Here is a 26,212-nt window from a genome sequence, read left to right as displayed (position 1 = left end):
AGACCTATGTACAAAGCTCTGCTGGAAATGCGGGGAATTACCAAGGTATATCCCAATGGCGTCGTTGCAAATAAAGACGTGCATTTTTCTTTACGTGAGGGAGAAATACATGCGATTGCAGGTGAGAACGGTGCTGGTAAATCGACTTTAATGAAAATTATGTTCGGCATGGAAGAGCCAAGTGAAGGCGAGATCTATATCAAGGGTGAAAAAGTGAAGCTGCAATCCGCTCAGGACGCCATTGATAGAGGCATCGGCATGGTCCACCAGCATTTCATGTTGGTACCTTCGTTTACGGTGGCAGAGAATATGGTGCTGGGTATGGAGCCGCGCAGAGGAGTTGGCATTAATTATGCCGAGGCTGTGCGCATGACGGAAGAGACCGCAAGGAAATACAATCTGGCCGTGGATCCTAAAGCAAAAGTAGAGGATCTTACAGTTGGGATGAAGCAAAAGGTTGAGATTCTTAAGGCGCTGCTGCGTGGTGCGAAAATTCTGGTGCTTGATGAGCCGACTGCGGTGTTGACTCCACAGGAAACAGAGGAATTGTTCCGCGAGCTTAAGCAATTAAGGGAACAGGGTCATACGATAGTTTTTATTTCGCACAAATTAAAGGAAGTCAAAGCGATTTGCGACAGAATTACGATTATGCGCAGCGGCCGTAGTGAAGGTGTTTTTCAAACACAGGATGTGACAGAACAGGAAATCTCGCGACTAATGGTCGGCAGAGACGTCGTGCTGAAATATGACAAAGAGATTCTGGCTGTTAGTGAGCCAGTACTAACGGTGCAGGGACTCAGTGTGAATGATGCAGATGGCAAAGCATTATTGTCGGATATCAATTTTGCGGTACGTGGTGGGCAGATCGTTGGGATTGCTGGTGTAGAAGGCAACGGGCAGACACAGCTCATTGAAGCTCTTACAGGTAGCTTGAGAGGTGTCTCAAGTCAGGGCTCTGTACTAGTGAAGGGAAAGGATATCCGTGAATCGGATATTTTGGATATTCGTAAGCTAGGCGTTTCCTATATACCGGAGGATCGGATGCGGCAAGGGATCGCTAGTGAGGCAAGTATAGCTGATAATCTGCTATCTACTCAGTATCGTACAAAAGCAATGAATAAAGGTCTTTTTTTGAATGGCTCACGAATTGCCAAGCTAGCAGTATCCCTTGTAGAGGAATTTAAAGTCCGCTGTTCAGGACCTTCTCAGCCCATAGGAATGTTGTCAGGTGGTAACATGCAGAAGGTAGTCGTAGCTAGAGAGTGTTCGACTGAACCGCAGCTGCTTATTGCAGAACAGCCGACACGGGGTGTGGATATAGGCGCAGCCCAGTTCATACATCAAAAGTTGTTGGAATTACGTTCAGACGATTGCGCGATTTTGCTAGTGTCGGCAGATTTGAATGAGATCTTGGAGATCAGCGATAGTCTGCTAGTAATGTACGAGGGTAAGATTGTTGCCTTTTTCGAGGAGCCCTCTAAGGTTAGTGAGGAAGAATTAGGTCTTTATATGCTGGGGATTCATCGACAGGACGAGGAGCACATCGGGAGGGCCGTAAATCATGTTTAAAGTTAAATATTTTGAGTACATTCGGACATCGGCGGTAATCGTTATTGCACTCGCTATTGCCTTTCTGATCATCTCTTTGGTCAGTAATCAGCCTGTGAAGACGATTGGTATATTCCTATTAGAGCCGTTATCCAGTAAAGGTCATATTGGTAATGTGATTGAGATGGCGATTCCGCTCATGTTCACTGGGTTGGCAGTATCCTTGTTGTTTCGAGCCAATATGTTCAACCTGGGAGCTGAAGGGATTTTCTATTTCTCCGGTGTTGTAACTTCCGTATTGGCTATTCATTTAACGTTGGACGGCTGGCTGCATCCGATGGTAGCTATTGCTGCAGGTTCAATTGTAGGAGCGTTGCTCTCAACAATACCTGGTATTCTGAAGGCAAAATGGAATGCTAATGAGTTGGTTACATCCTTAATGTTCAATAATATTTTGTTCGGAGTAGGGCTATACCTACTGAACTATCATCTACGTGATGCTAAAGCTTTTGCCAATGTATCCTACAAATTCGAGAAAACGGCACTGCTGAGTAAAATGGTCTCGGGCACCCGGATTCATACCGGTCTTATTATCGTTATCGTGCTTATTATTGCAGCTCATCTATTCCTATACAAAACGAAATGGGGATATGAGCTGCGCATGACAGGCATCAACCGGGACTTTGCCCGTTATTCCGGTATGAAGACAGCCAAGGTTATTATTCTCGTTCACTTGATTGCAGGTTTTATCGCAGGTATGGGGGGTTCCGTAGAAGTGCTGGGGATGTATAACCGTTTCCAATGGACGTCACTGCCTGGTTATGGTTTGGATGGTGCCCTTGTAGCGATGTTAGCCAAAAATAATCCGCTGTCCGTAATCGGCTCTGCATTGTTCCTAGCGTACATTCGAATTGGGGCTGACATGATGTCGCGACTGTCTGATGTACCTTCAGAGATGATCTCAATTATACAGGCAATTATCATTCTTCTGATTTCGGCTGAGCAATTTCTGAAGTTCTGGAAAAATCGGATGCTCTTGAAGGAGGCGAAGGAAGCGTGAACAGTTTGTTTGATGTAATTTTTACAACTGACTTTGCGTTCTCTGTCCTTCGCGTGACGACCCCGATTCTGTTCGCCGCGCTCGGCGCACTCATCTCCAACCGTGCAGGGATCATTAACATTGGGATGGAGGGTATCATGCTTGTTGCCGCTTTAGCGGGTGTAATCATAAGCAGCTATACGCATAGCGCGTGGGTAGGTCTGCTTGGGGCGGTGCTGTCTGGAACATTGATCGCTGGAATATTAGCTTTTTTCACCCTGAAATTCAAAACACATATCATTCTCGGGGGTGTGGCCATTAATATGTTCGCTTCGGGAGGAACTGTGTTTATCCTCTATCTGCTTAGTGGCGACAAGGGTTCTTCCACTTCTCTGGCGAGTAAAGTTTTGCCTAGTGTCCAGATTCCTTTGTTGAAGGATATCCCGGTGCTTGGACCTATTTTATCGGGGCATCACATTCTGACGTATGTTTCTATATTGGCTGTGTTTGTTGTCTACTATCTATTAAATCGTACACCGCTTGGACTGCGCATTCGTTCAGTGGGCGAAAATCCACATGCGGCTCAATCCGTGGGTGTAAGTGTTGTGAAAATACAGTATATGGCTTTGCTGCTTAGCGGATTTTTTGCCGGTTTAGGCGGTGCTTATATGTCGATGGGGTATTTGTCACTGTTTACCCGCGATATGATCGCTGGCCGGGGCTGGATTGCCATTGCCGCTGAGTCGATGGGAAGAAGTACGACCGTAGGCACGGCGCTGACCTCTTTATTATTTGGTACTGCAGATGCATTGTCGAATGCTCTACAGGTGTTGAAGATTCCTGCGGAGCTAATCGCTACTCTTCCTTATGTAGCCACAGTAATTGGACTTGTGATCTACGCAGTATCTGAGACACGAAAAAAGAATAAAAAACTTAAAAGCCCGCTAGTTAAATAGCGATTGAAATGATTGATACACAGACAAGGAGTGAGTAACTATGCCAACACCTATTATTATTGACTGCGATCCAGGGCATGATGACGCAATAGCGATACTGCTTGCCATAGCAAATTCGGAGAAGTTAGATCTGCGCGGGATTACAACGGTTGGTGGAAACCAAATTTTAGATAAAATCACGGAAAACGCCCTGAAGGTGATCAGCTTCGTGAATGCTGACATTCCTGTAGCTAAGGGGGCTGCTGGCCCACTGTTCGGCAAGCTTGTTACAGGTGAGGAAGCGCATGGTGAATCGGGCATGGATGGGCCGCTTTTGCCCCCAAGTAAATTCCGCCCTGTAGAGCAGGGTGCTGTGGAGTTTATGCTGAATATCATCCGTTCTTCAGAGGAGAAGATTACGCTTGTGCCGATGGCTCCTTTAACAAATATCGCACTGCTAATCACGGCTTATCCAGAGATTAAAGACAGAATTGAAAAAATCTCACTAATGGGCGGAGGTATCTCTTATGGGAATGTCACCTCTACTGCGGAGTTTAATATCTATGTAGATCCTGAAGCAGCCCGTATTGTGTTTGAGTCGGGGATTCCGATCATAATGAGTGGTCTGGATGTGACCGATAAGGCTGCTATTTTTGAAGATGAGATCCTAGCATTGAAAGAGCGGGGACCAGTGTCTACAATGGTCGGAGAATTGCTGGATTTCTATTCGATTTACGGTAAAAAAATGGGCTATGTCGGCAGTGCGCTGCATGATCCATGTGCTGTTGCCTGGCTGCTGCATCCGGAACTATTTGAATTTGAGCATCTATATGTAACGGTGGAGACAGAAGGCAAGCTGACGCGGGGAATGACAGTTGCAGACAGACGGAAGAAGACGGATCGTCCAGCGAATGTGCAAGTATTGGTGGGAGTTGACCGGGAAGCATTTATGAAGCTGATCTTTGATTCACTGGAAAAGCTTGATCAAGAGCTGCTGCTAGCGGCTGAAGGGAAGTAGCCTATGGCAGGATGGGAGAGACTTCAAGAGACCGTGCAGTTTGAAATTGCTCAGCGTGGAGAAGAAGGTTGCGAGATTGATGGGTTCGCGGATAAGCTAGCGGCTGCTGGTGCTGATGAGCTCAAGCTGATGCAGGTATACAATGAGCTAATGGAGCTTACGATCAGTGAGGATTTTCCGTATCAAGAGCCATCCTCTCTGGAGGAGATTCGTCAACTACGTCCAGAAGGCCCACGTAAGCTTGAGGCGGACTGGAGCGAAGCGGAATGGAGAGATAAGTTCTATGGAGCCTGGCTCGGTAGAAGTGTCGGCTGCGCACTCGGGAAACCGCTGGAGTATTGGGACTATCTCTATGGGAAAGATGGCCGTCCGGGCTGGGAGAATATTGAGCTATGGTTTCAGGGTGCGGACGCCTGGCCAATTACTGGCTATACGCCTGGGCATTCACGGGCAGAGGCTGAATATGGTCTTGGCTTAAGCGAATGGACACATGCCAGTACCCGCGAGACGATCAAGTATATGGAAAGCGATGACGATATTCGTTACACTGTCCTGGGTCTTATGCTGCTGGAACAGAAAGGTCTGAACTGGGATTCTTGGGATATCGGAAAGCTGTGGCATACACATTTAACATATAGTCAGGTGTGCACGGCGGAGACACAGTCATATATGAATTTTGCGCAGGAGACCTCTCATCTGCATGGCGAGAAGCCTGCGGATTGGCTGGTGCGGCAGGAAAGAGTGCGGATGCACTTAAACCCTTACCGCGAGTGGATTGGTGCCGCTATACGCGCAGATGGACTGGCTTATGGTGCAGCAGGTTATCCTGAGCTTGCGGCAGAATTAGGCTGGCGTGATGCTTCATTTTCACATGTGAAAAATGGCATCTACGGTGAGATGTTTAATGCGGCGATGATATCGGCAGCTTTTGCAGAGAAGGATAATGAACGGATCCTAGAGATTGGCCTTAGCGAGATTCCGCGTACCAGTCGTCTTGCCAGTGATGTTTTGCGGGGGATAGATATTGCGCAGAAGGCCAAAAGCGAGCGGGACTTGGTTCGTAACATTTGGGATACTTTTAGCCACTATGATGCGGTCCATACAAATAATAATGCTGCTCTTGTAGCCGCGTCGCTTGTTTATGGCGGGAATGATTTTGAAAAAACAGTCGTCACTTCCGTATACGGTGGAATGGATACAGACTGTAACGGGGCAACTGTGGGCTCAATTATGGGAGCGAAGCTTGGAGCAAGTAAGTTGCCGGCTTCGTGGATTGAACCGCTTCACGATACGTTATATGCGGATCTGCCCGGATTTCATCCGATAGCGATTTCGGAATGTGCGGAACGCAGCTACCAAGTGTTCTTGAAGATTCGCGGAGAGCTTGGCGAAAAGGGATAAAAGATTTAGCGAGTATGGGACTCGATAGATCAGGGATTCAGGGATTACTATATGAATTATGGGATGTCTTAAGCTACCGGCTTAGACATCCTTTTTTGCGTAACAGCAGGTCTTTAAATCACACTCCAACGAACCAAATGTAGCTTTAACTGCATTTCATACACTTAAAAAAACTAAATATGGCTATATTAACAGTGGAGCGTTTTGTGGTGGGGCAATAGGAGAATCATGATTTCAAGAGGGAAGGATTACCTTTGCTAACCCTTTTTATTTTGTTAATAAATGTGTAAAAAGAGCCCGGTATAAAGGGTTTTTAGGTTTTTATCAAACTTCCTGGTATATCATTTAAATAAAAATGATGACACAGCAGAAGAAATGTCTTATTATTTAAGGAGATTTTTAATAAAACAGATTTTAGAAAATTGTAATACAATGTCTCACTTCATGGAGGTTCATTATATAAGGGAAAGGAAGGGGGAGCTTCTAATACTGTCGCTGAGTCGGGTAAGTAAAGGGTTCAAGCTTAAGGAAGGCATCTATCAGGCTGTGGATGAGGTATCGCTGGAGATAAAGCAGGGATCCATTCACGGGATCATTGGTGAGAGTGGTGCGGGGAAATCTACGCTGCTGCGACTGATGAATCTTCTGGAACAGCCGGATCAGGGAACGGTTACTGTAGATGGCCACAACCTGACCGAAATGCCTAGTAAAGCACTGCGTAAAGCAAGGCAAAAGATTGGAATGATCTTTCAACAATTTAATCTTGTTTATAACGTCACAGTAGAGCGGAATGTTTCGATCCCGCTGGAGCTGGCAGATGTCCCAAAGCATGAACGAATGAAACGTGTGAAGGAGTGTCTGGATTTTGTTGGACTGGCAGATAAGGCAAAACAATATCCGGCACAGCTCAGCGGAGGACAACGTCAGCGTGTTGCGATTGCCCGCGCGCTAGTGAACAGTCCGGGAATATTGCTATGTGACGAGCCAACGTCCTCTCTGGACCCAGGAACCACTACTGATGTCTTGAACGTGCTGAAGCATGTGAATTCAAGTCTTGGAGTAACGGTTGTGATTGTTACGCATGAGATGGATGTTGTCAAAAGCATATGTACTCATGTATCGGTGATGGAAAAAGGGCGCATTGTAGATTCATTCTCTCGTGAAGACGGTGAATTCCGTCCAGCAGCAGCCAGCACCGGGACATACCGCGATCAGATTCTTGGTAAAGCGGGGGAAGGTCATGTTTGACAGTGTACTTCAATATCAGGCACAGATGTGGGATTCGATCGGTGAAACCTTTGTGATGGTTGGTATTTCTGTTGGGGCGGCAGTACTGCTGGGGCTTCCGCTGGGCACCTTGTTGTTTTTTTTCCGAAAAGGGCAGCTTTATGAGAATACAACGTTGTCTCTGGTGCTCAACAGTATCGTTAATATTATCCGCTCGTTTCCGTTCCTGCTGCTGGTCGTTGCGCTAATTCCAGTCACTCGTTTCCTGGTCGGGACCGCCATTGGGACGATTGCAGCAGCGGTTCCATTATCTATAATCGCTATTGCCTATTATGCTCGGTTAGTGGAGCAGTCGTTGCTGGAGGTTCCTAAAGGGGTCATTGAAGCAGCATTATCGATGGGAGCCTCGAAGCTGGGCTTGATCTTTAAATTTTTGTACGTGGAAGCTCGTTCGGGTCTAGTCCTTGGACTTACTACTTCTACAATTAGTTTTATCTCCTTCTCGACCGTGATGGGAGTTGTTGGTGGGGGAGGGGTTGGTGATTTCGCTATCCGTTATGGTTATCAGCGTTTTGAGACGGAAGTGATGATCTATGCCATTCTAGTGATGATTGTATTGGTCCAATTGGTTCAGTTCACTGGGGGGACTATCGCAAGGCTGTTGGATAAGCGTTAATACAAAATAGTTCAATATATAAACTGGGGGTTAGTAGTACTAATGAAAAAATCAATGATACTTGTGCTTACATTAATGGTATTGGTCGTAGCGGGTTGTGGCTCTAATAAAGCAGCCGAGAATAATGCTGCAAAAGGTAGTAATGATGAGTTAACCAAATTAAAGATCGCTACACTGATCCCACCTATGACAGAAATTCTGGATATTGTGAAGCCGCTCCTTAAGGAAGATGGCATTGATCTGGAGATCGTTGTTCTCTCTGACAATGTGCAGCCTAATGAGGCTTTAGCTAATAAAGAGGTAGACGCTAACTTTTTCCAACACGTTCCTTATATGAAGCAATATAATGAAAGCAAAGGCTCTAATCTGGTAGAGGTACAGCCTGTCTATGACGCTATTTATGGCGGATACTCCAAACGTTACAAGACTATAGCTGATCTTCCTGAAGGGGCTACGCTTGTAATGGCTAATGATCCATCTAACATCGGTCGTTCATTGCAAATGTTCGCTGCAGCTGATCTTATTAAGCTAAAAGAAGGCGTAGGCATTCAAGCCACACAAGCAGACATTACTGAGAATCCAAAAAAATTCAAGTTTGAAGAAGTCGATCTCCTAATGCTGGCCCGTATGCTTGATGATGGCGATTTAGTAGCCATGACTCCGGCTTATGCGAGCCCACTAGGATTGACACCGAAGAAAGATGCGCTGATTACGGAAGGCGAAGATTCCGAATTCACAATTACTTTGGTGGCACGTGAAGACAACAAGGATTCTGACGCCATTCAAAAGCTGGCTAAACGGATCAGCGGTCCTGAAGTGAAGAAGTTCCTTGAGGATAATTACGCGGATATTGCGTTGCCTGCGTTTAAATAAGCTGAATATGGATCTATAAAAAAAGGGCAGCCCGGCGATATTTACCGGGCTGCCCTTTTTGTAATAGGACTATTTAGGTGTGTCTTACATTACTCGGCTTCTCTCAGCCGTTCCACTATGGATGCTTGGGATAACGTTTTATAGGCTCTCAGTGTCACTGTGTAAGCGAGAATTAACAAAATAGGAACGGTGAGGATAAACGGCAGCCAACTCATCTGAAATACCATAAAGGCCATATTTTCCGTGATGCTTTTGGAAAGGTTATAGGTCAGCAATACACCTAATGTTGAGGTTATGAGGACGGTTAGCAAAACGGTGTATAATCCTTCAAGGATCAGCATACGTTTTAGCTGCTTTTTGGTCATGCCAATACTCTCCAGCATGGCAAATTCACTGCGGCGTGAGACTACCCCGGTGAGTACAGTGTTGATATAATTCAGCACCCCGATTAGAGCAATGACCAGGCTAAGCCCATACCCCACGGTTTGAAAAATGCGAATGAATCCACCGAGCTCATCTTTATAATCCTCCCTAGATTTCAAGGATAATTCATTTGTCGAATCTGTTAGAGCCTTGGCTGCATGTTCTACTAAATCCATTTTAGCTGGATCGACATGTAGTGTGGCTGAAACAATATTGGCTCGATCTGTACCTTGCGGCATTTCCTTCTGCAGCTCCGAAGCAGGGAGGAAGACGTTGTACCCTAACAAAGAGAAAGATTTTGTTGTGGCAGCATATACTGCATCATTTTTTACTACTGCCATCACTTCATAAGATTTACCCGACTTCTCGAAAGTGACTGTATCTCCAGGATGATAATAGGCGCGGTAGCTATCTTCTTCTATAAACATGGCCTCAGCTATGACCGCATATTTTCCTGAAGCAAACTTCTGCCTGTTAAACTCCCCTTCAATAATATCCTTGTCCACAAGATCAAACCAGCCCGGATCTAATCCATATAAATTATTGTAGATCACCCCCCTCTTATCTAAAGTGGAGAGAAGATAGGGATGTGGATCAGCAGCTGCCATTGGCTCCAAAATAGCCCGGACAGCATCATCGACAGGAGATGGAACATATCTGTGGTAAACCTTATCAACACTTTCTACACCGTCAATTTTACTTAGATTGTTGGCGAAATCCTCTGAAAGCTTGTATGGATCACCGTCTCGAGGCCCTGTAATACTGACTAACACTTCATTCTGAACCAAAAAATCACCGGAGATAAAGGAAGCCAGATATTTGTTCACATCCAGTGAGGAAATTACTGTGAAAATGGTACTGAACAAGATGATACTCAAGGAGAGTGAAGAGAGCATCAGGATCAGCTTCTTTTTGCTTCTGAACAGGTTGGAGAACGCCATGTTGTGAAGTTTTGCGCCATGTTTTGATTTTTTGGCGTTCCGTTTTCCGCCGCTGCTGACTCCGGCAAATTTTACAGCCTCTACCGGCGAGGTTCGCGAAGCCATCCGGCCCGGTTTGCTTGCGGCGATCCATACGGTCATAAACGAGAATGCTGCTGCACCAATAAATATCCACGGGCTAGCAGAATAGACATTATCAGTAGAACCGTTTAAAAATGAGGAGGTCATAGGGAGAATCAGCAGACCTAGCAGATATCCCAACCCCAATCCAAAAGGCAATGCGACTAGATAAAGTGAGCGGGCCTGAATGGAGATGATCTTTTTTAGTTGTCGGGGTGTGGTACCGATGGTCTTTAGCAGGCCATAAAATTTGACATCCCGCACGACGGAAATAAAAAAGATATTGTAGATTAGTAAATAGCCGCTCAGCATGGTGATAAGAATGACAACTGCATAAGGAATGATATTCATTAGATTATCGGAGAGAGACACACTTGTATAAGCCGGATTGACACCATAAGGTACATCCAGGCCGGTGTCCGTCAAAATCTTTTGTACCTTCTGTTCAATATTATAAGAATTGTTAAACATCACCCCTAGACCTGCGGTGTTTACATAAGAACCCGTTGCCTCAGAGATATCCGGGTCAATATGGGAAATGTTCTTCTGTGTAAATGCTTCGGATACAAAAGCTAATCCTGACATCGCCAAATTTTGATCGGTTTCGTAATACCCGGAGAGCTTAAAGTCTTGGCTTATGACTTTTTCACCAATGTCTATATCCAGCTTCACAGTCTGGCCTAACTCATGTTTTGCTCCAAGCAAGTCAAGCGCCCAAGTATTTAGGACGATTTCATTCTCTTGGGAGGGCAGTCCGCCAGCTATAAAGTTGATAAATCCGTGTTTGGCATAATTCTCGTCAATTCGAAGGACCTCTACCCGGTTATTCTTGAACAGACTGGTGCTTATATCGCCAACCTTAAGAAAAACGCCATACTCTTTGATGGATGGGTGATTCTTCAGCTTCTCCAACTCGGCAGGATTCAGATATTTGAAGCTTCCATGATAATCGCTGCCAGTAGTCTGCATTTGTGCGCGTTGCATCGATTTGTTAATACTGAGCGCCAAGGTAAACACGGTGGTGATCAAAAGCGTAGTCAGTACGATGGCACAGATGATAGTGAAATTGCGAGCACGGTTGGCTTTGAGGCTTTTTTTGGCTAAAGTAGCAATAGTCTTATGGTTATTCGTGCTGATCATGGCTGGCTCACTCCGGAGCTACGGGGTTGTCCAGTGAAAATGATGCCATCTTCAATACGGATAATACGGTCAGCAGTTTGAGCGATTTGTTCATTGTGTGTGATCATCACAATGGTTTGGTTGAATTTTTCGCTCATCTGTTTAAGTAAAATCAGCACTTCTTGGCTTGTTTTGCTGTCCAGATTACCTGTAGGTTCATCTGCTAAGATGATTGAAGGTTTGGTCGCCAATGCTCTGGCTATTGCCACCCGTTGCTGCTGTCCGCCAGACAGATTAGAAGGTAGAGTATTCATCTTTTCCTGCAAGCCTAAAGTGCGGATGATCAGATCAAGATAAGTTTCGTCAACTTTGCCACCGTCCAGTTCAATAGGCAGCACAATATTCTCCCGCACATTTAGTATGGGTACCAAATTATAGTTCTGAAAAACAAACCCAACCGATCTGCGCCGAAAAATGGTCAGCTTCTCATCACTCATCGCAAAAATATCATTCCCGTCCACGTAAACCTTGCCCTCTGTTGCCCGATCTAATCCGCCAAGCATATGAAGAAGGGTGCTTTTGCCGCTGCCGCTAGTGCCGACAATGGCGACAAACTCCCCTTTTTCCACTGACAGTGATATGCCGTCCAAAGCCTTAACGCTTGAGCCCACCTTTCCATAGTGTTTTTTTAAATTTTCAGTCTGTAGAATCGGCATAACTCTTCCCCTCCAATGAGATCTGTTTGTCCATAATTTAAGGGTAGCAAATCAATCTGACAGGAGAGTGTCTGAATTCTGACCATAATGACACATTCTATTTCAGCGCTGGGGCAGGTAAACAGAGAAAGTTGTACCTTTTCCAGTTTCAGAAATGACGTTGATATGGCCGCCTTGCGCCGTGATAATCTCTCTGGACAAAAACAACCCGATGCCGACCCCTTCGAATTCACGCGCTTGCTTCCCTCGGTAAAACCGCTTAAAGATGTGAGGGATTTCTTCGTTGGGGATTCCAAGCCCAGTATCGGTAAGGTGAATACAGGTGAACATCTCATTGCTTTCAGCAAGAACGGAGATTTGTCCGCTATGCGGCGTGTACTTCACAGCATTCTCGAGCAGGTTGAATAGCGCTTCACTTGTCCATTTGACATCGTGGCAGGCTAAGATGTGTGTCCCGCAGTCAATATTGATCGTAATTTGTTTGTTTTCCGCTTGTGCATAAATCTGGGATAAAGCCTGCGTCAGAGTTTGTATGAGCGGTTTCGCCTCAATCTGCTGTAGGGAGATCATTCCTGTTTCCAAACGTGATAATTTGATTAGAGACTGGATTAGCCAATCCAACTTATCTGACTGCGCTTTAATATGCTGTATGTAGTGCCGGACATTCTCATTTAGTCCGGGCATCTCTTCCAGCAACTGACTGAATACCATACCATGATATTAGAGAGGGGGGTCTTGGTTTGATGGGAGATATCCGAGATCAGCTCTTTTATTTTGTTTTTCTCTGTTTGAATATTTAGTTCATTCGCCTTAGCCATCCCTATATACCGCTTTAGTTTATGTTCCATCGAAGACAGAGCGGTTTCTTCATAGTTAGTGAGTGGCGGCTGGTCATGTATTGCCCGCTCAATCGCTGTATCCAAGGTCTGTATATAGTTTGCGATCTGGCGGTTCCATAACCAGACCCATACGGCTCCTGTTGCTAATAGACAGATGATGAATAGAGAAGTCAGTTGGAGCAGAGTGGGGTCGAACCCGTACAGAAACATTATACTGCCGATAAAACAGGCCACTAGTATAAGGATGATCAGTAAAAAGAGCCTATGAATTTGCTTGAAATTAGCAGGTGGGCTATTGGTTTTCATGGTTTTTGCCCTTCAGTCCACATGTATCCAAGTCCGTAAATGGTCTTGATATATTTAGGCGCTGCCGGGTCATCCTCAAGTTTAGCACGCAGCCGTTTGATGGCTACTGTCAATGCGTTTTCATCCACAAATTCGGCATCCTTGCTCCAGATCTTGTCTATCAGCTGTTCTCGGGTCAAAATATTGCCCGTATTCGTCACCAGCAGCCGCAGCAGCTTTTGCTCAGTTTTGCTCAGCTGGAGCGATTGTTTGTTTTTGTTGTACTCCAGTTTCTCAAAATCGAGTTCTAACGGACCCAATGTTATTTTTCCAGTCCCTTGCGATTCCGTTCTTCTGAGTACTGCCATTACTCTGGCGCGAAGCACCATTAGGCTGAATGGTTTGGTGATATAGTCATCGCCCCCCAATGCAAAACCGGTGATAATGTCGGACTCCATATCATTGGCGGTGAGGAAAATAATGGGTACGCGTGAGGTCTTGCGAAGTTGCTCGCAATAATCCAGCCCACTGCCGTCTGGCAGATTGATGTCCAGAATGATGAGATCAATAGGGTTAACTGCGAAGATATGCTCCGCCGCGGCAATATCGTAGGCTTGATGGATCACAACATTGTTTTGAGAAAGAGTGAGAGCGATCCCTTTATTTAAACTACGGTCGTCCTCAACGATCAGTATGTTCATAGTAATTCTCCTTTGTTTCTTATTTGATCATTATACATTCTCGGGATTTATTCGAAAGCGAGATTTTTATTTAGTAGGCACTTGAAAGTGGGCTTCATATCTAAGAAGACTATTATTGAAAGATTACGGAGCGAGGTTTTTTGATAAAGAGCCACATAGTTAAACCATAAAGGAAAGTTCAAAAGGACATCACCTATGTAGGGTGGTGTCCTTTCAATTTTCGATGGGGGCGCATCCCCTTTTTATATGTGAAAAGGTTGGTTATGACCTACAACTAGCCCAACAGTGGTCTGTAGTCGTACAGCTACCTCGACTAAGGTCCAGTACGAAAAACCGTCGTTGGTCTGTTTTGAAAGTCTGCGATTTACCCTAGAATAAGGCTATAAGGTTAAGGACAACGAAAGGCGGTGAGAAAAAATGCAAAGAAGACAAGGAAACGGATTAGCGGTTGTACTGATTGTGATTGGTGCGGTTATGCTGCTCGGCATTGCGCTTCCTCTGATCCACGGAATGTTCAGATTACTTTTCCCGGTATTGCTGGTTGTTCTCGGGTACTACGGGATTAAGAGCGGACGCAAGATTATCGGTTGGGTACTGATGTTCATTGGTGTGATGTCCCTGATCGCGAAGCTTTCCTGGATCATTGGACCACTTCTAGGAGTGGCGTTGATCGTCTGGGGCGTATCAGCATTAAAGGGCAGAAGTAATAATGGTACTTATTAAGAAGCAATGTACTTAAACAAGAAGCAGGGAGGGAGCAGGAGATCATGAGTGTTTTTCGTCGCATGAGGGATATTACTGTAGCTAATCTAAACGAACGTCTGGAGCAAAGCCAAGATCCCGTGAAACTAATTGATCAATTTCTACATTCAACCCGTGAGGAAATCAGTGAAGCTGAAAGGCTGTACCAGCAATATGCTTCCCACACGAAGCAATTGCAGCAGCAAGTGAACCAAGCAACTGCCATGAGAAACAAACGTGAAGAACAGGCGTTGTTGGCACTGAAAGCAGGCGAGGATCATCTCGCGAAGCTGGCTTTACAAGAAAAGATCATTCACGAGGAAAAACTGGAGCAATACAGCGGGCTGTTAGAACAGAGCAAGCAATCCTTGTTTGAACTTGAAGCACAGCTGAATGAGCTGAAAATAGAGTATCAAACGGTGTACAGCAAACGTCAGTATTATTCGGCACGAATGGAGTCGCTGCGATTGCAGCAACGCATGAATCAAAGAGCCAGTGCTTATGGCAATGGTGGTGATGTTCCCAAAATGTTCGGACGTCTGGAGGATCAGATGTCGGATTGGGAATTAGAAGCAAAGAGCTTGCGTGATTTGCGGCGCATGGGACAGGAATATGCGGTGCAAGCGGGTGAGACCGTAGCGACCGTACTCGAAAGAGAAATGGCTCGCCTAAAGGAGAAACTGAACAATGGTGGAAAGGAGTAACGCTATGAGTCGATTGTATCGTTCAACTAGAGATAAAGTGATGACGGGTCTTGCAGGTGGATTATCTGAGACACTCGGTATTGATTCCACGTTATTCCGGATTCTATTACTGGTCAGCATTCCGTTCACAGGTGGTGCGGTGATTCCGGTATACTTCATTGCAGCAATGGTCATTCCTAAGGAACCGACGCATTATAATCCTTTTGGACCAGGGCCTGGGGCACCGGGTGGCCCATACGGCGGACCCTACTCAGGCAGACCGGAACATGGACACGGACCACAAGCTACTGGCGGATATGGACCTTATGGACGCCAGCCAAATTACAATCCTAATTTTGAGAAGAACAACGCTTATTCGGCACCGGACTCCGGTTTGGATGCGATGATGAAGGATATTGAGAAGAAGGCTTTGCAAAAAGAAGTAGAAGAACTCAAACAAAAACTGTCTAAATATGAGAAAGGGGAATTGTAAATCATGGGAGTATTTCAAAGAATTAAAGATATGACTAAAGCGTCGGTAAATGACTTGTTGGATAAGGTAGAGGACCCAATCGTAATGCTTAACCAATATCTGCGCGATATGGAGGCTGAGATTCACGAAGCGGAAGTAACAGTTGCTAAACAAATGGCTAACGAACGCCGTATGAAGCAACGTGTGGAAGAAGCAGCAAAAATGTCTGCACAACGTGGATCACAAGCTGAACTGGCACTGAAAAATGGCCAAGAAGAAGTAACTCGCAAGCTGTTGGAAGAAAAAATCTACTTTGACCAAAAGCAAGTGGAATACAGTGATCTTCACGCACAAGCTGAAGTACACGCTAAGGAATTGGTGCAACAACTGCATGACATGAAGGATGAGTTCTACAAGCTGCGCAACAAACGTAACGAGCTTGTATCCCGTGCTCAAATGGCTAAAGCCAAAAAACAAATGTCGCAAATCAGCAGTGTACATTCCATTGAAAGTGGCAGTGCATCACTCGGATTCCACCGGATGGAAGAGAAAATTATGCAGCTTGAGGCTGAAGCAGATGTAATGCGTGCACCTTACAGCCCATCTGCTGCTTATAGCAAACCCGTTGATGTTGAGAAGCAACTGAAAGTGGATGAGCAATTGGCGCTACTGAAAAACAAGCTGAACGATACACCTGCGGCTCCTTCTCTAAACAAAAAAGAACAATAAATCCTGTTCCTAAAACTTGGACGGATATGATATGCTGGACAAGAAGAAGCCATACGGTATGGATCTCCATACCGATATGGCTTTTATAGCGGCTAGCTATAATATTTAACGGTGATAATATTCCTCATAGTGACGGATATCTATCCGATATTATAAAATGAGTTTTGCTTCGCAAAACTTTTAGGAGGTGCGGAATGGATAAACGAAACCGTTTGATTGCCATCGGACTGATTGCTGTTGGCTGCATGATGATTTTTGGTAGATGGCTCGGCTTTTTCTCCATTGTCGCGCTTCTGTTCCTGCTGCTGGGCGTCTACCGTACGACATCAGGCAAAGTAAAGCAGGGCTATAAACTGCTCGGGATAGGTGCTGTATTGCTTTTGCTGGACCATTTGGTGCTCGTGCTGGGGATTTGCTTAATCTCACTTGGGATGTTTTTCACCAAATCCAAAAGAGTGCAGCGCAAGGAAGGGTTTATGCAGAAGCAGAACTTTTCATCCAGATTTGACTGGGACCGCTCACCTTGGGTGATGCACAGCCTTAGCTCTTGGCATGTACTGGGTGAGGCCGATGTGGATCTTTCATTAGCTATGGCGGATCATAAGGAAACGGTCATGCTGTTTCAAGGGATTTTTGGCGATATGGACATTAACCTGTCCGATGATTACGGCGTGGAAATTGAAGCTTTTGTGCTCTTTGGGTCCATTGAATTCGGCAACCAGCGGGATACAGGAATGTTAAACCGTCTGAATTGGAAATCAGCCAATTATGACAGCAGTGAATACAAAGTGAAATTTAGTGTTTCTTATTTAATGGGAGATCTAGATGTACGTTTATCCTGATAAGCTTGATAGAGAAGGGAGAGTCCCCGTATGGAAAAAAAGAACAAAAACATGATATCACGCAGCATGGGTGAGGGGGCTCTGTTCTCTTTTGTCATGCTGCTTGTGATAATGTATGTCATGTATACATATGGCTATTTGAAGCCTTTTGAAAGCTGGAAATTTGGCGTGCGGACAGCCGTCACCCTAATTCTTCTGCCTATGGGTTTTGGGATTGGTTATGGCTTTTATCAGAGCTTCCGTGTGAAGCGACAGTTGGAACGTCTTAGGCAGACCCTCGTATTATGGGAAAAGGGAAATTTGACGCTGTCCATGCCGGATCTAGGTGATGATGAGCTGGGAAGGCTCGGAGAACAGCTTGGCCGGATTAGCGGCAAATGGGAGAATCAAGTGACGACGCTGCAGCGGTTGTCCACGAATAACGCGAAGCTTGCGGAGCAGGCGCGGGTATCTGCTATTATGGAGGAACGGCAGCGGCTTGCGCGTGAACTGCACGACGCTGTTTCCCAGCAGCTATTTGCAATCTCCATGACTGCCACGGCGGTAGGCCGGACGTTGGAGAAAGATTTCGATAAAGCCCAGCGGCAAATTGCGCTTATAGAAGAAATGTCTGCCGTAGCCCAATCGGAGATGAGGGCGTTGCTGTTGCATTTGAGACCTGTTTATTTGGAAGGAAAGGGACTCGAACAAGGTCTGCAGGAATTGATCAAGGAGCTTAAGGTCAAGGTTCCAATCGAAATTGTATTTGAGATGGACCCTGATGTGCAGCTGTTAAAAGGGGTAGAGAATCACTTGTTCCGTATCGTCCAAGAGGCGATTTCTAATACACTTCGTCATGCGAAAGCAGAAAAAATAGAAATCCGGCTGCATAGACGGGGAGATACAGTTCGCTTGACGTTGCGTGATGATGGGATCGGCTTTGAGATGGACGACACCAAACAAGCTTCCTATGGTTTGTCGAACATGCAGGAGCGGATTAATGAAATCGGAGGCTCCATTCAGTTCATTACCGCTCCGGGTAAAGGGATGCGTATTGAAATTACCGTTCCGTTAGTCAATGAATAATAGGAGGAAAGAGTAACCATGGAGATGGAGGAAGCAATTAAAGTACTACTCGTAGATGATCATGAGATGGTACGGATCGGGCTAGCAGCTGTTTTAGGTACCGAGGATGGAATTGAGGTCGTAGGTGAGGCTGGAAGTGGAGAAGAAGGTATTCGGCTGGCTCAAGAGTACAATCCCGATGTGGTCTTAATGGATCTCGTAATGGATGGGATGGATGGCATAGAAACGACTAAACAGCTGATGAAGCAATACCCAGAGATCAAAGTTATTGTTCTTACAAGCTATTTGGATGATGAAAAGATGTATCCTGTTATTGAAGCGGGTGCCTTTAGTTATCTGCTGAAGACTTCGCGGGCTAGTGAAGTGGCGGATGCGATCCGCGCTGCGGCAAGAGGACAGTCCGTGCTCGAGTCACAGGTGGCCTCTAAAATGATGAACCGTTTTCGAAACAATGCAAAAGGAGAATCACCTGCTTATAAAGAGCTTACGGAGCGCGAGATGGAAGTATTACGTCTGTTGGCGCAGGGTAAATCGAATCAGGATATTGCTGATCAACTAATTATTGGAATCAAAACTGTGAAATTTCATGTAACGAATATTCTCGCGAAGCTGGGCGTGGAAGACCGGACCCAAGCAGCAATTTATGCATATAAAAATGGACTAGCTGAATAACAACAAAGGACTGAAGCCTCTGCTTCAGTCTTTTTTTATAATATAAGAAAGTAGTTTTGGGGCCTCCGCAAAGTATCTGAGTACGCATTGAAACAAATCCCTCTCTTTGTGGGAATATTTCAGGTATAGAATCTCCTAATTCGAACATACTGTCTAGTAGATTGCTAGAGAGGTTCGAAGGGAGAATGACATATGCGGAAGATGAAGCTGAACAACGGAACAAAAAAAGGGACTTTTTTTATAATGATAATCGTGTGCTGCGCTGCGGCTCTGCTAGTTAATCTGCAAAGTGTTAAAGCGAATTCAACCGTTCTTGATGAGGGCGTTAACCAAGCTTCAACAGGAGCCGAACTAAATCATGCTCTTGGGAGTTTAATAGATCTTGGAAAAGAAACGACGGTTTCTGGTTCACCGCTGCGTCTAGTGTTAAAGTGGCAGGGAGAAAGCAGCAATTACGCGGATCTGTCTGCCGAAGTTGCTAAGTTAAGCACAAGTCTCGGATTGAATGTACCGTCAGGTACTGAGGAAGATGGACATATGACTTATCGTACAGAAGCTGTAAAACCATATGAATCGCGGCTCTCCTTATTTTGGAGTGAGCTTAGTGCAGGAAACAGTTATGTGATTGTAACGTTAGATACGGCTGATCTGCAAAATGAAGCTGGCTTTCAAGCGGCTGCTCGTGAAGTAAGTATGATTCTTGAACAGAATAAAATTAAGGCCGAATGGAATGTATCCCTTCAAGGAAGCGCGCAAGAACAGGGAGCACCTGAAAAAGTTCTAGCACAGACGGAGTCATTGATGCATGACCGGTTTGAAGCTGTGACCGGAGGAGAAAGCTACAAGGATATCTCAACGGTTAGCCGTACGTATTCGATTCCTAATTTGAATCGCTCTGTGATGAGTGGAAATCAGTCAGTTTCTGCCCAAATCGCAGTGCATCATGAAGATCAGAAGGGGACAAACCGCGTAACTATAGGCTTTCCTTTAATAACCATCGAATATTGACATTTTTCTCTTATATAAGCGCAGATATAGTTAATAATAAGAAATATTAATTGAAATTTGCGAAATCCCGAGAGTATTTGTCAGGAATGTGATAGCATCCTTTTTAGGAATATGCTAAAATGACATAACGTCGTTATTCACCTTATGTTAGTATCGACGCTGAGCATGTCAATAAACTATATTACATACAGAAAGATGAGGAGCCATGGCTGAAAATCAAACCCTTGATGCACTGCACACACCCGGTGCTGTCTTTTTTATCTTTGGGGCAACCGGAGACTTAGCCCGGCGTAAGCTTTTCCCGGCGATTTACAGCTTGTACCGTGAAGGTAAGCTGGCACAAGATTTTGCGGTAATTGGCGTGGCGCGGCGCCCGCGTACTCAGGAAGAATTTAGAAGTGATGTGAAGGAATCCATCCTTGAATTCTGCCGTTACAAAGCGGGAGAAGAGAGCGAATGGAATGAATTTGTACAGCATTTCGAATACAAATCTCTGGACATAAACAATATTGATGGTTTCCGCGAGCTAAGAGCACAAACTGAAGTTCTTGAAGAGAAATTCAGTATTCCGGGCAATCGGATGTTCTATCTTGCGCTGGCGCCTGAATTATTCGGCAGTGTCTCCTTCAACCTTAAAGCTGGCGGGATGCTGGATAGTACGGGTTGGAATCGCCTCGTAATTGAGAAGCCTTTTGGCTATAATCTGGAGTCGGCTGAACAGCTGAACGAACAGATTCGTCAGGTCTTCAAAGAAGAGGAAATTTACCGGATTGACCACTATCTTGGTAAAGAAATGGTACAGAATATCGAAGTGATTCGTTTTGCTAATGCTTTTTTCGAACCGCTCTGGAATAATAAACATATTGCCAATATTCAAATTACACTTGGCGAAACCGTAGGTGTAGAAGAACGCGGTGGTTACTATGACCATGCGGGAGCCTTACGGGACATGGGCCAGAATCATATACTGCAACTGCTGACTATGATTGCTATGGAACCACCAAGCCGTCTGCTCGCAGAAGATATTCGTGATGAGAAAGTGAAGGTACTTCGTTCCCTTCGTCCTTATGCGACATCTGATGAGGTTCGTGAGAATGTCGTAAGAGCACAATATACTCAAGGCTTACACCAAGGCAAAACCCTTCCTGCTTACCGTCAGGAAGATAAGGTTGATCCTGAGTCGAATACAGAGACGTATTTTGCTGCCCGTGTATTTGTAGATAACTTCCGCTGGGCTGGAGTTCCTTTCTACATCCGTACAGGTAAACGTCTCCCGGTGAAGACGACGGAAGTGGTAGTTGAGTTCAAAGGTATGCCAACCAACGTTTATTTGGGACAAAAGCATAAACTTGAGCCTAACCTCCTTGTAATCCGTGTGAACCCAATGGAAGGCATTTACGTAAAGATTAATGCCAAGAAACCGGGTTCCGAGTCTGAGATTCAACCGCTGGCTATGGACTTCTGTCAGAGCTGCCTGGTTGGAATCAATTCTCCGGAAGCATATGAGCGCTTGCTACATGATGCGGCACGCGGAGATTCAACTTATTTCACTCGTTGGGATGAGGTATCCTCGGCATGGTCGTTCGTGGATCGTATTGCGAAAGCATGGAGCGAAGAGTCTAGCGACTTATCTTCTTATCCTGCTGGCTCTTGGGGTCCAGTGGAAGCAGATGAACTGCTTGCTAAAGAAGGTTTCCATTGGTGGCCTGTAAACGGCCAAGATGAAGATAATGTGGTTTGGCTGAAGAATAACTAAACCTTGAGTTAATGCTATCTCCCTGCAGAGGATGCAGGGAGATTTTTTGTAATGCTAAGATCTAAAAGATTGGACTTCAGACGGTGTTTGGGGGATCTGGGCACTTTTCTAATAACTGCACTTTGTACAATTAAAATCGCTTATCTCGTTGTGATTAGTCTTTTAGATGTATTTTCTGCAACTATAATCACCGGATAAGGCAGAAAAGCGTGCACAACTTAATTTTAATTGCATCAAATGCAACTAAAGGCTAATGAAAATGCTAATACTTCAAGTAAGTGTAGGAAATACATCTATTTTTTTGAGCAATGATATGTGGGGATCATAATCCAGACCATTCGGGAGATATTTTGCGGCACGTGCTTTTTAGTAGATAATGTCTGCCGGATTTTGATATACTTTAGAGGATGCTTTCACTTGAAGCGGACTGGAGCTAGACCTAAGAGCTATTCATTCAGAAATGAAGGGGTATGAACAATGAGCAGAGCACCGATTTGATGAACCCCAGTGTAATTGAAGCAGAAGCAGGAATTTTATATATGAAGGGATATGTGTAATGAACAAAGCAATAGATCAGAAGCTGCAAAAGGAAGTGGATAGACGCAGAACCTTTGCGATCATTTCCCACCCGGATGCGGGTAAAACAACTTTAACGGAGAAACTGCTGTTATTCGGTGGCGCGATCCGTCTGGCGGGAACGGTTAAGGCCCGTAAAGCGAATAAACATGCGACGAGTGACTGGATGGAAATTGAGAAGCAGCGGGGGATTTCTGTAACGTCTTCCGTAATGCAGTTTGATTATTTGAATCATCGCGTGAACATTTTGGATACACCGGGTCACCAAGACTTCAGTGAGGACACCTATCGTACCCTAACTGCAGCGGATAGTGCGGTCATGCTTATTGACGTGGCAAAAGGTGTGGAAGCCCAAACTACCAAACTGTTTCAGGTATGTGCTAAACGGGGCATTCCGATTTTCACCTTTATTAACAAGCTGGACCGTGAAGGACGTAGCCCGTTTGATCTGATGGAAGAGCTGGAGCAGGTTCTTGGTATTCGTTCTGTGCCAATGAACTGGCCGATCGGTAGTGGACGTGAGCTATGCGGCGTATATGACCGGATGAAAAATCAGGTAGAGCTGTTCCAAGGTGACGATCACTCCATAATCAAGGTTCAAAAAGTTGACGGATACCGTGATCCAATCATTCGCGAAATGGCTGGAGAGTATCTGCATGATCAACTGTGTCAGGATCTGGAGCTGCTGGATGTAGCAGGCGATGCTTTTGACTATGAAAAAGTATTAAGTGGTGAACTCACACCTGTGTTCTTTGGCAGTGCGATCAACAATTTTGGCGTTCAGACTTTCCTTGATAATTTCTTGGATCTGGCACCGAAGCCTGAGCCACGCCGCAGTACTACAGGGGTAGTAGAACCAACGAATGAGAAATTCACTGGTTATGTGTTCAAAATTCAAGCGAATATGAACCCGGCTCACCGTGACCGGATTGCTTTTCTGCGTATTGTGTCCGGGAAATTCGAACGGGGTATGAGCGTGAAGCATGTACGTGCCGGTAAAGATATCAAGCTGGCGCAACCGCAGCAATTTTTGGCGCAAGACCGCGATATCGTAGAGGAAGCTTATCCGGGAGATATCATCGGTCTGTTTGATCCAGGTATTTTTAGAATTGGTGATACATTGAGCCAAGCAGGAGATATGGAATTCGATGAGCTGCCAACGTTCTCACCAGAGATTTTTGCTAAAGTGAGTATTAAAAATGCGTTGAAATCGAAGCAGTTCCAGAAGGGTGTCGATCAGCTGACTGAAGAGGGCATGATCCAGGTGTTCCGCACGGTCAACTTTGACGATATTTTGCTTGGTGTAGTTGGACAACTGCAGTTTGAAGTGTTTGAGTATCGCATGAAGGGTGAATATGGTGTGGATGTTCAGTTGCAGAGAATGCCATACCAGTTTGCACGTTGGATCGTAGATGATACTAAGCCGGATGCGAGCAAATTCAGAATCAACTCAACGTTGGTGACGGATAAGAAGGGCAATTTTGTCGTGTTGTTCGAGAACGAATATGCTATGCGGACAGCGATGGATAAGAACCCGACAGCTAAATTCCTGGAAATGGCTCCAAAAGCATTACTATAATTAGGACGCTATAACTTGCTGAATGTTAAAATAAAACCTCCGCCTCCATAGGTGAAGTTACACCATGGTGAGCGGAGGTTTTTGACTAGTTGCGGTCAGTTTACGATGTGATATTCCCAGGGGTAATGGTCTCCAGGTGATCATGTAGCATGGTAACCAACCTATCTTGCTTAGCGGGGTCTAAATCCTTCCAGATCATTTCGAACACGGCGCCAAGTCCCGGGAGTGCTGCCTCCGGACCGTCCACAGAGCCTTCAATCATGTGACGTAAATCCTCTTCAGATTGACCGTGCACTTTATGAAGAATCGCCTGGCGCAAGTCAATGGTAACGGGCATAATGTACCTCCTTTTTTGAAAATATAGTGATATTGACCTCGTTATAATGTGCCCTGCAAAGGAGCTGGAAATTCAAGTTTTTGTCCAAATATAAGATAGTATAAGTTTGACACATATATATCATCCTTATATTTCTACGAGAAACGGTTGTCATCCATAAAGGACGGCAATGACGTTTCTTCTTGGCTTATGCTATACTGTTTGAGATATAGAATGCTACGGGAGGTACATAGACATGGCCAAAAAACAATATGCCGTCATCGGTATGGGGCGTTTCGGATCTAGTGTTGCTAAGGCGCTCAGCGGCATGGGGTTTGATGTACTTGCGATTGATGCTGACGAGCAGCGAACACAGGAGATTTCAAGTATTGTAACTCATGCCGTATCTGCAGATTCCACGGATGAGGAGGCGCTGCGTGCCCTTGGTATTCGCAATTTTGATGTGGTGGTTGTAGCCATTGGCGAGGACATTCAAGCTAGCATCCTGACAACACTTATTCTAAAAGACCTGGGTGTGCCTGCAATTCTGGCAAAAGCCAAAGGTGAACTGCACGGCAAAGTATTAAGCAAAATTGGTGCGGACAAGGTGATTTATCCTGAACGGGATATGGGAATGCGGGTTGCGCATCATCTTGCTTCGCCTAATATATTGGATTATATTGAGCTGTCGCCGGACTACAGTATTCTGGATATGAAGGTATCCGGACCGATGCTCGGAAAAAATCTACAGGAGCTCGACATCCGCGCAAGATTTGGCTGCAACGTAATGGCCATCCGCCAAGGTGAAGAGATGAACATCTCTCCCCGTGCAGAAGATCGCCTGATCGATGGAGATATCCTTGTTATTGTTGGGCATAAGGATAACTTGACGAAGCTGGAGATGGCGTATCAGTAGGAACAAAGAATAAATGGCAAGGCAGAAGAAAGGAAGACTTTATGGAAATCATGTCTCCGCAAAATACGCGGGTTAAAGAGTGGGCCGGGCTGCAGGAGAAAAAGCATCGTGACAAGGCTCGTAAATATATCGTAGAGGGCGTTCACCTGGTTCAGGAAGCACTGCTGGCTGAAGCAGATGTGGAATGCCTTGCTTATGACCTCGACAAGGGAATGCCAGCTGAACTTAAGGGGCTGCTTCAGGCTGTTCAGGGAATGGAAGTGATTGGTGTCTCGGCGGCGATCATCTCAAAATGCAGCAGCACCAATACGCCGCAGCCTGTGTTTGCCATCGTGCGGAAGGAACAGCAGGCTGTAGAAGCTATCCTAGCGAAGAAGGACAGTTTTGTGGTTGTGCTGGACGGCGTGCAGGATCCCGGCAATGTCGGCACCATTATCCGCAGCGCGGATGCAGCGGGAGCAGACGGCGTGATCCTCGGACAAGGCTGTGCCGACCTCTATAATCCAAAGACCATCCGGTCCACGATGGGCTCGATGTTCCATCTTCCGGTGGTGGAGGGAGAGTTAAGTGAGATTTTGCCACAGGCCCGGGAAAATGGGGCGCTGCTGGTGAGCACTTCGCTGCAGGGCGAAGAATCGTGCTATGAGCACGATTTCCACGGCACCCAGTGGCTGCTGATTGGCAGCGAGGGTAAAGGCATCTCACCGGAAACGGCGCGTCTCGTGGACAAGAGTATCATCATCCCGATGGCAGGCCGCGCGGAATCGCTGAACGCCGCAATGGCGGCGACGATTTTGCTGTTTGAGGGAATGAGACAGCGGGGATAAATTATCACCGTTTGGAACGTAGTTGTGAGTTGTAAGTCATCTTGTCACCGTTTGGAACGTAGTTTGGCACAGGTTTGTAATAATTTTTGGCACAAGTATCTCAGTCCTGATGGTCAAGAAACCCTTGATTTATCAGGACTTTTTTATGATTCTTCTTTAGCATTATCAA

At 45.5% G+C, this 26,212-nt stretch carries 26 protein-coding genes; 20 read left to right on the top strand and 6 right to left on the bottom strand.

The window, feature by feature from the left end; all coding sequences use genetic code 11:
• Window positions 1-6 precede the first annotated feature (6 nt).
• The 8 genes from NSS82_RS30675 (at window position 7) to NSS82_RS30640 (ending at window position 8,717) form a co-directional block, all read left to right on the top strand.
• Window positions 7-1,569, top strand: coding sequence for an ABC transporter ATP-binding protein (locus tag NSS82_RS30675; RefSeq protein ID WP_036685571.1), 1,563 nt, complete (start codon window positions 7-9; stop codon window positions 1,567-1,569).
• Window positions 1,562-2,608, top strand: a complete 1,047-nt coding sequence (locus tag NSS82_RS30670; RefSeq protein WP_076272247.1) for an ABC transporter permease — start codon at window positions 1,562-1,564, stop codon at window positions 2,606-2,608. The genes NSS82_RS30675 and NSS82_RS30670 overlap by 8 nt, the downstream gene beginning before the upstream one ends.
• A complete protein-coding gene (locus NSS82_RS30665) occupies window positions 2,605-3,543 on the top strand; it encodes an ABC transporter permease (protein ID WP_036685567.1) in 939 nt (312 codons plus the stop codon). Before NSS82_RS30670 ends, NSS82_RS30665 begins: the two co-directional genes overlap by 4 nt.
• 40 nt (window positions 3,544-3,583) lie before the next feature.
• Window positions 3,584-4,540 (top strand): nucleoside hydrolase, encoded by a 957-nt coding sequence (locus tag NSS82_RS30660; protein WP_076272248.1) that lies wholly within the window; start codon window positions 3,584-3,586, stop codon window positions 4,538-4,540.
• Window positions 4,541-4,543: 3 nt separating this feature from the next.
• Window positions 4,544-5,941, top strand: a complete 1,398-nt coding sequence (locus tag NSS82_RS30655; RefSeq protein ID WP_076272249.1) for an ADP-ribosylglycohydrolase family protein — start codon at window positions 4,544-4,546, stop codon at window positions 5,939-5,941.
• 486 nt (window positions 5,942-6,427) lie between these two features.
• The gene (locus tag NSS82_RS30650; RefSeq protein ID WP_081386567.1) at window positions 6,428-7,189 is read left to right on the top strand and encodes a methionine ABC transporter ATP-binding protein; all 762 of its coding nucleotides are present in this window, start codon (window positions 6,428-6,430) and stop codon (window positions 7,187-7,189) included.
• Window positions 7,182-7,844 carry a methionine ABC transporter permease gene (locus NSS82_RS30645; protein ID WP_036685560.1) on the top strand — a complete coding sequence of 221 codons (663 nt, stop codon included), beginning with the start codon at window positions 7,182-7,184 and terminating at the stop codon, window positions 7,842-7,844. Before NSS82_RS30650 ends, NSS82_RS30645 begins: the two co-directional genes overlap by 8 nt.
• Before the next feature lie 42 nt (window positions 7,845-7,886).
• Window positions 7,887-8,717, top strand: a complete 831-nt coding sequence (locus NSS82_RS30640; protein WP_036685556.1) for a MetQ/NlpA family ABC transporter substrate-binding protein — start codon at window positions 7,887-7,889, stop codon at window positions 8,715-8,717.
• An 89-nt stretch (window positions 8,718-8,806) separates the two neighbouring features.
• Here NSS82_RS30640 and NSS82_RS30635 read toward each other — a convergent pair whose 3' ends face one another.
• The 5 genes from NSS82_RS30635 to NSS82_RS30615 form a co-directional block, all read right to left on the bottom strand.
• Entirely contained in the window at window positions 8,807-11,341 is a 2,535-nt protein-coding gene (locus NSS82_RS30635; RefSeq protein ID WP_076272250.1) for an ABC transporter permease, read from the bottom strand.
• On the bottom strand, window positions 11,338-12,036 hold the full coding sequence (locus NSS82_RS30630; RefSeq protein ID WP_036685550.1) for an ABC transporter ATP-binding protein: 699 nt from the start codon (window positions 12,034-12,036) through the stop codon (window positions 11,338-11,340). Before NSS82_RS30630 ends, NSS82_RS30635 begins: the two co-directional genes overlap by 4 nt.
• Window positions 12,037-12,138: 102 nt before the next feature.
• Window positions 12,139-12,747 (bottom strand): sensor histidine kinase, encoded by a 609-nt coding sequence (locus NSS82_RS30625; RefSeq protein ID WP_256718387.1) that lies wholly within the window; start codon window positions 12,745-12,747, stop codon window positions 12,139-12,141.
• Window positions 12,708-13,181, bottom strand: a complete 474-nt coding sequence (locus NSS82_RS30620) for a hypothetical protein (protein ID WP_256718388.1) — start codon at window positions 13,179-13,181, stop codon at window positions 12,708-12,710. Before NSS82_RS30620 ends, NSS82_RS30625 begins: the two co-directional genes overlap by 40 nt.
• The gene (locus NSS82_RS30615) at window positions 13,178-13,861 is read right to left on the bottom strand and encodes a response regulator transcription factor (RefSeq protein ID WP_076272251.1); all 684 of its coding nucleotides are present in this window, start codon (window positions 13,859-13,861) and stop codon (window positions 13,178-13,180) included. The genes NSS82_RS30620 and NSS82_RS30615 overlap by 4 nt, the downstream gene beginning before the upstream one ends.
• 417 nt (window positions 13,862-14,278) lie before the next feature.
• Between NSS82_RS30615 and NSS82_RS30610 the strand changes: the two genes are divergently transcribed.
• From NSS82_RS30610 to NSS82_RS30565, 10 genes are all read left to right on the top strand, one after another.
• Window positions 14,279-14,584 carry a LiaF transmembrane domain-containing protein gene (locus tag NSS82_RS30610; protein WP_036685544.1) on the top strand — a complete coding sequence of 102 codons (306 nt, stop codon included), beginning with the start codon at window positions 14,279-14,281 and terminating at the stop codon, window positions 14,582-14,584.
• A 44-nt stretch (window positions 14,585-14,628) separates the two neighbouring features.
• Window positions 14,629-15,306 carry a PspA/IM30 family protein gene (locus tag NSS82_RS30605; protein WP_036685541.1) on the top strand — a complete coding sequence of 226 codons (678 nt, stop codon included), beginning with the start codon at window positions 14,629-14,631 and terminating at the stop codon, window positions 15,304-15,306.
• 4 nt (window positions 15,307-15,310) lie between these two features.
• Complete coding sequence (locus NSS82_RS30600) at window positions 15,311-15,778, top strand: PspC domain-containing protein (RefSeq protein WP_036685653.1); 468 nt, start codon at window positions 15,311-15,313, stop codon at window positions 15,776-15,778.
• A gap of 3 nt (window positions 15,779-15,781) precedes the next feature.
• Entirely contained in the window at window positions 15,782-16,486 is a 705-nt protein-coding gene (locus NSS82_RS30595; protein WP_036685540.1) for a PspA/IM30 family protein, read from the top strand.
• 194 nt (window positions 16,487-16,680) lie between these two features.
• Window positions 16,681-17,328, top strand: a complete 648-nt coding sequence (liaF, locus tag NSS82_RS30590; RefSeq protein ID WP_036685537.1) for a cell wall-active antibiotics response protein LiaF — start codon at window positions 16,681-16,683, stop codon at window positions 17,326-17,328.
• A gap of 30 nt (window positions 17,329-17,358) precedes the next feature.
• The gene (locus NSS82_RS30585) at window positions 17,359-18,393 is read left to right on the top strand and encodes a sensor histidine kinase (RefSeq protein WP_036685535.1); all 1,035 of its coding nucleotides are present in this window, start codon (window positions 17,359-17,361) and stop codon (window positions 18,391-18,393) included.
• An 18-nt stretch (window positions 18,394-18,411) separates the two neighbouring features.
• On the top strand, window positions 18,412-19,065 hold the full coding sequence (locus tag NSS82_RS30580) for a response regulator (RefSeq protein ID WP_036685532.1): 654 nt from the start codon (window positions 18,412-18,414) through the stop codon (window positions 19,063-19,065).
• Window positions 19,066-19,257: 192 nt separating this feature from the next.
• On the top strand, window positions 19,258-20,073 hold the full coding sequence (locus tag NSS82_RS30575; protein ID WP_076272252.1) for a YwmB family TATA-box binding protein: 816 nt from the start codon (window positions 19,258-19,260) through the stop codon (window positions 20,071-20,073).
• Between the two features lie 205 nt (window positions 20,074-20,278).
• Window positions 20,279-21,829 (top strand): glucose-6-phosphate dehydrogenase, encoded by a 1,551-nt coding sequence (gene zwf / locus NSS82_RS30570; RefSeq protein WP_076272253.1) that lies wholly within the window; start codon window positions 20,279-20,281, stop codon window positions 21,827-21,829.
• Between the two features lie 556 nt (window positions 21,830-22,385).
• Entirely contained in the window at window positions 22,386-23,984 is a 1,599-nt protein-coding gene (locus tag NSS82_RS30565) for a peptide chain release factor 3 (RefSeq protein WP_036685523.1), read from the top strand.
• A 100-nt stretch (window positions 23,985-24,084) separates the two neighbouring features.
• On the opposite strand, the gene NSS82_RS30560 is transcribed toward NSS82_RS30565, so the two are convergent.
• On the bottom strand, window positions 24,085-24,321 hold the full coding sequence (locus NSS82_RS30560; protein WP_036685520.1) for a small acid-soluble spore protein SspI: 237 nt from the start codon (window positions 24,319-24,321) through the stop codon (window positions 24,085-24,087).
• Window positions 24,322-24,556: 235 nt separating this feature from the next.
• On the opposite strand from NSS82_RS30560, the gene NSS82_RS30555 reads away from it, so the two are divergent.
• Together NSS82_RS30555 and NSS82_RS30550 are read left to right on the top strand one after the other, a co-directional pair.
• Complete coding sequence (locus NSS82_RS30555; RefSeq protein WP_036685517.1) at window positions 24,557-25,216, top strand: potassium channel family protein; 660 nt, start codon at window positions 24,557-24,559, stop codon at window positions 25,214-25,216.
• A gap of 41 nt (window positions 25,217-25,257) precedes the next feature.
• Complete coding sequence (locus NSS82_RS30550) at window positions 25,258-26,043, top strand: TrmH family RNA methyltransferase (protein ID WP_076104864.1); 786 nt, start codon at window positions 25,258-25,260, stop codon at window positions 26,041-26,043.
• Window positions 26,044-26,212: the final 169 nt, after the last annotated feature.

Source organism: Paenibacillus sp. FSL H7-0735 (genome assembly GCF_038008505.1).
Classification (GTDB): domain Bacteria; phylum Bacillota; class Bacilli; order Paenibacillales; family Paenibacillaceae; genus Paenibacillus_AQ; species Paenibacillus_AQ odorifer.
This window is presented reverse-complemented; position numbering and strand designations above follow the sequence as displayed.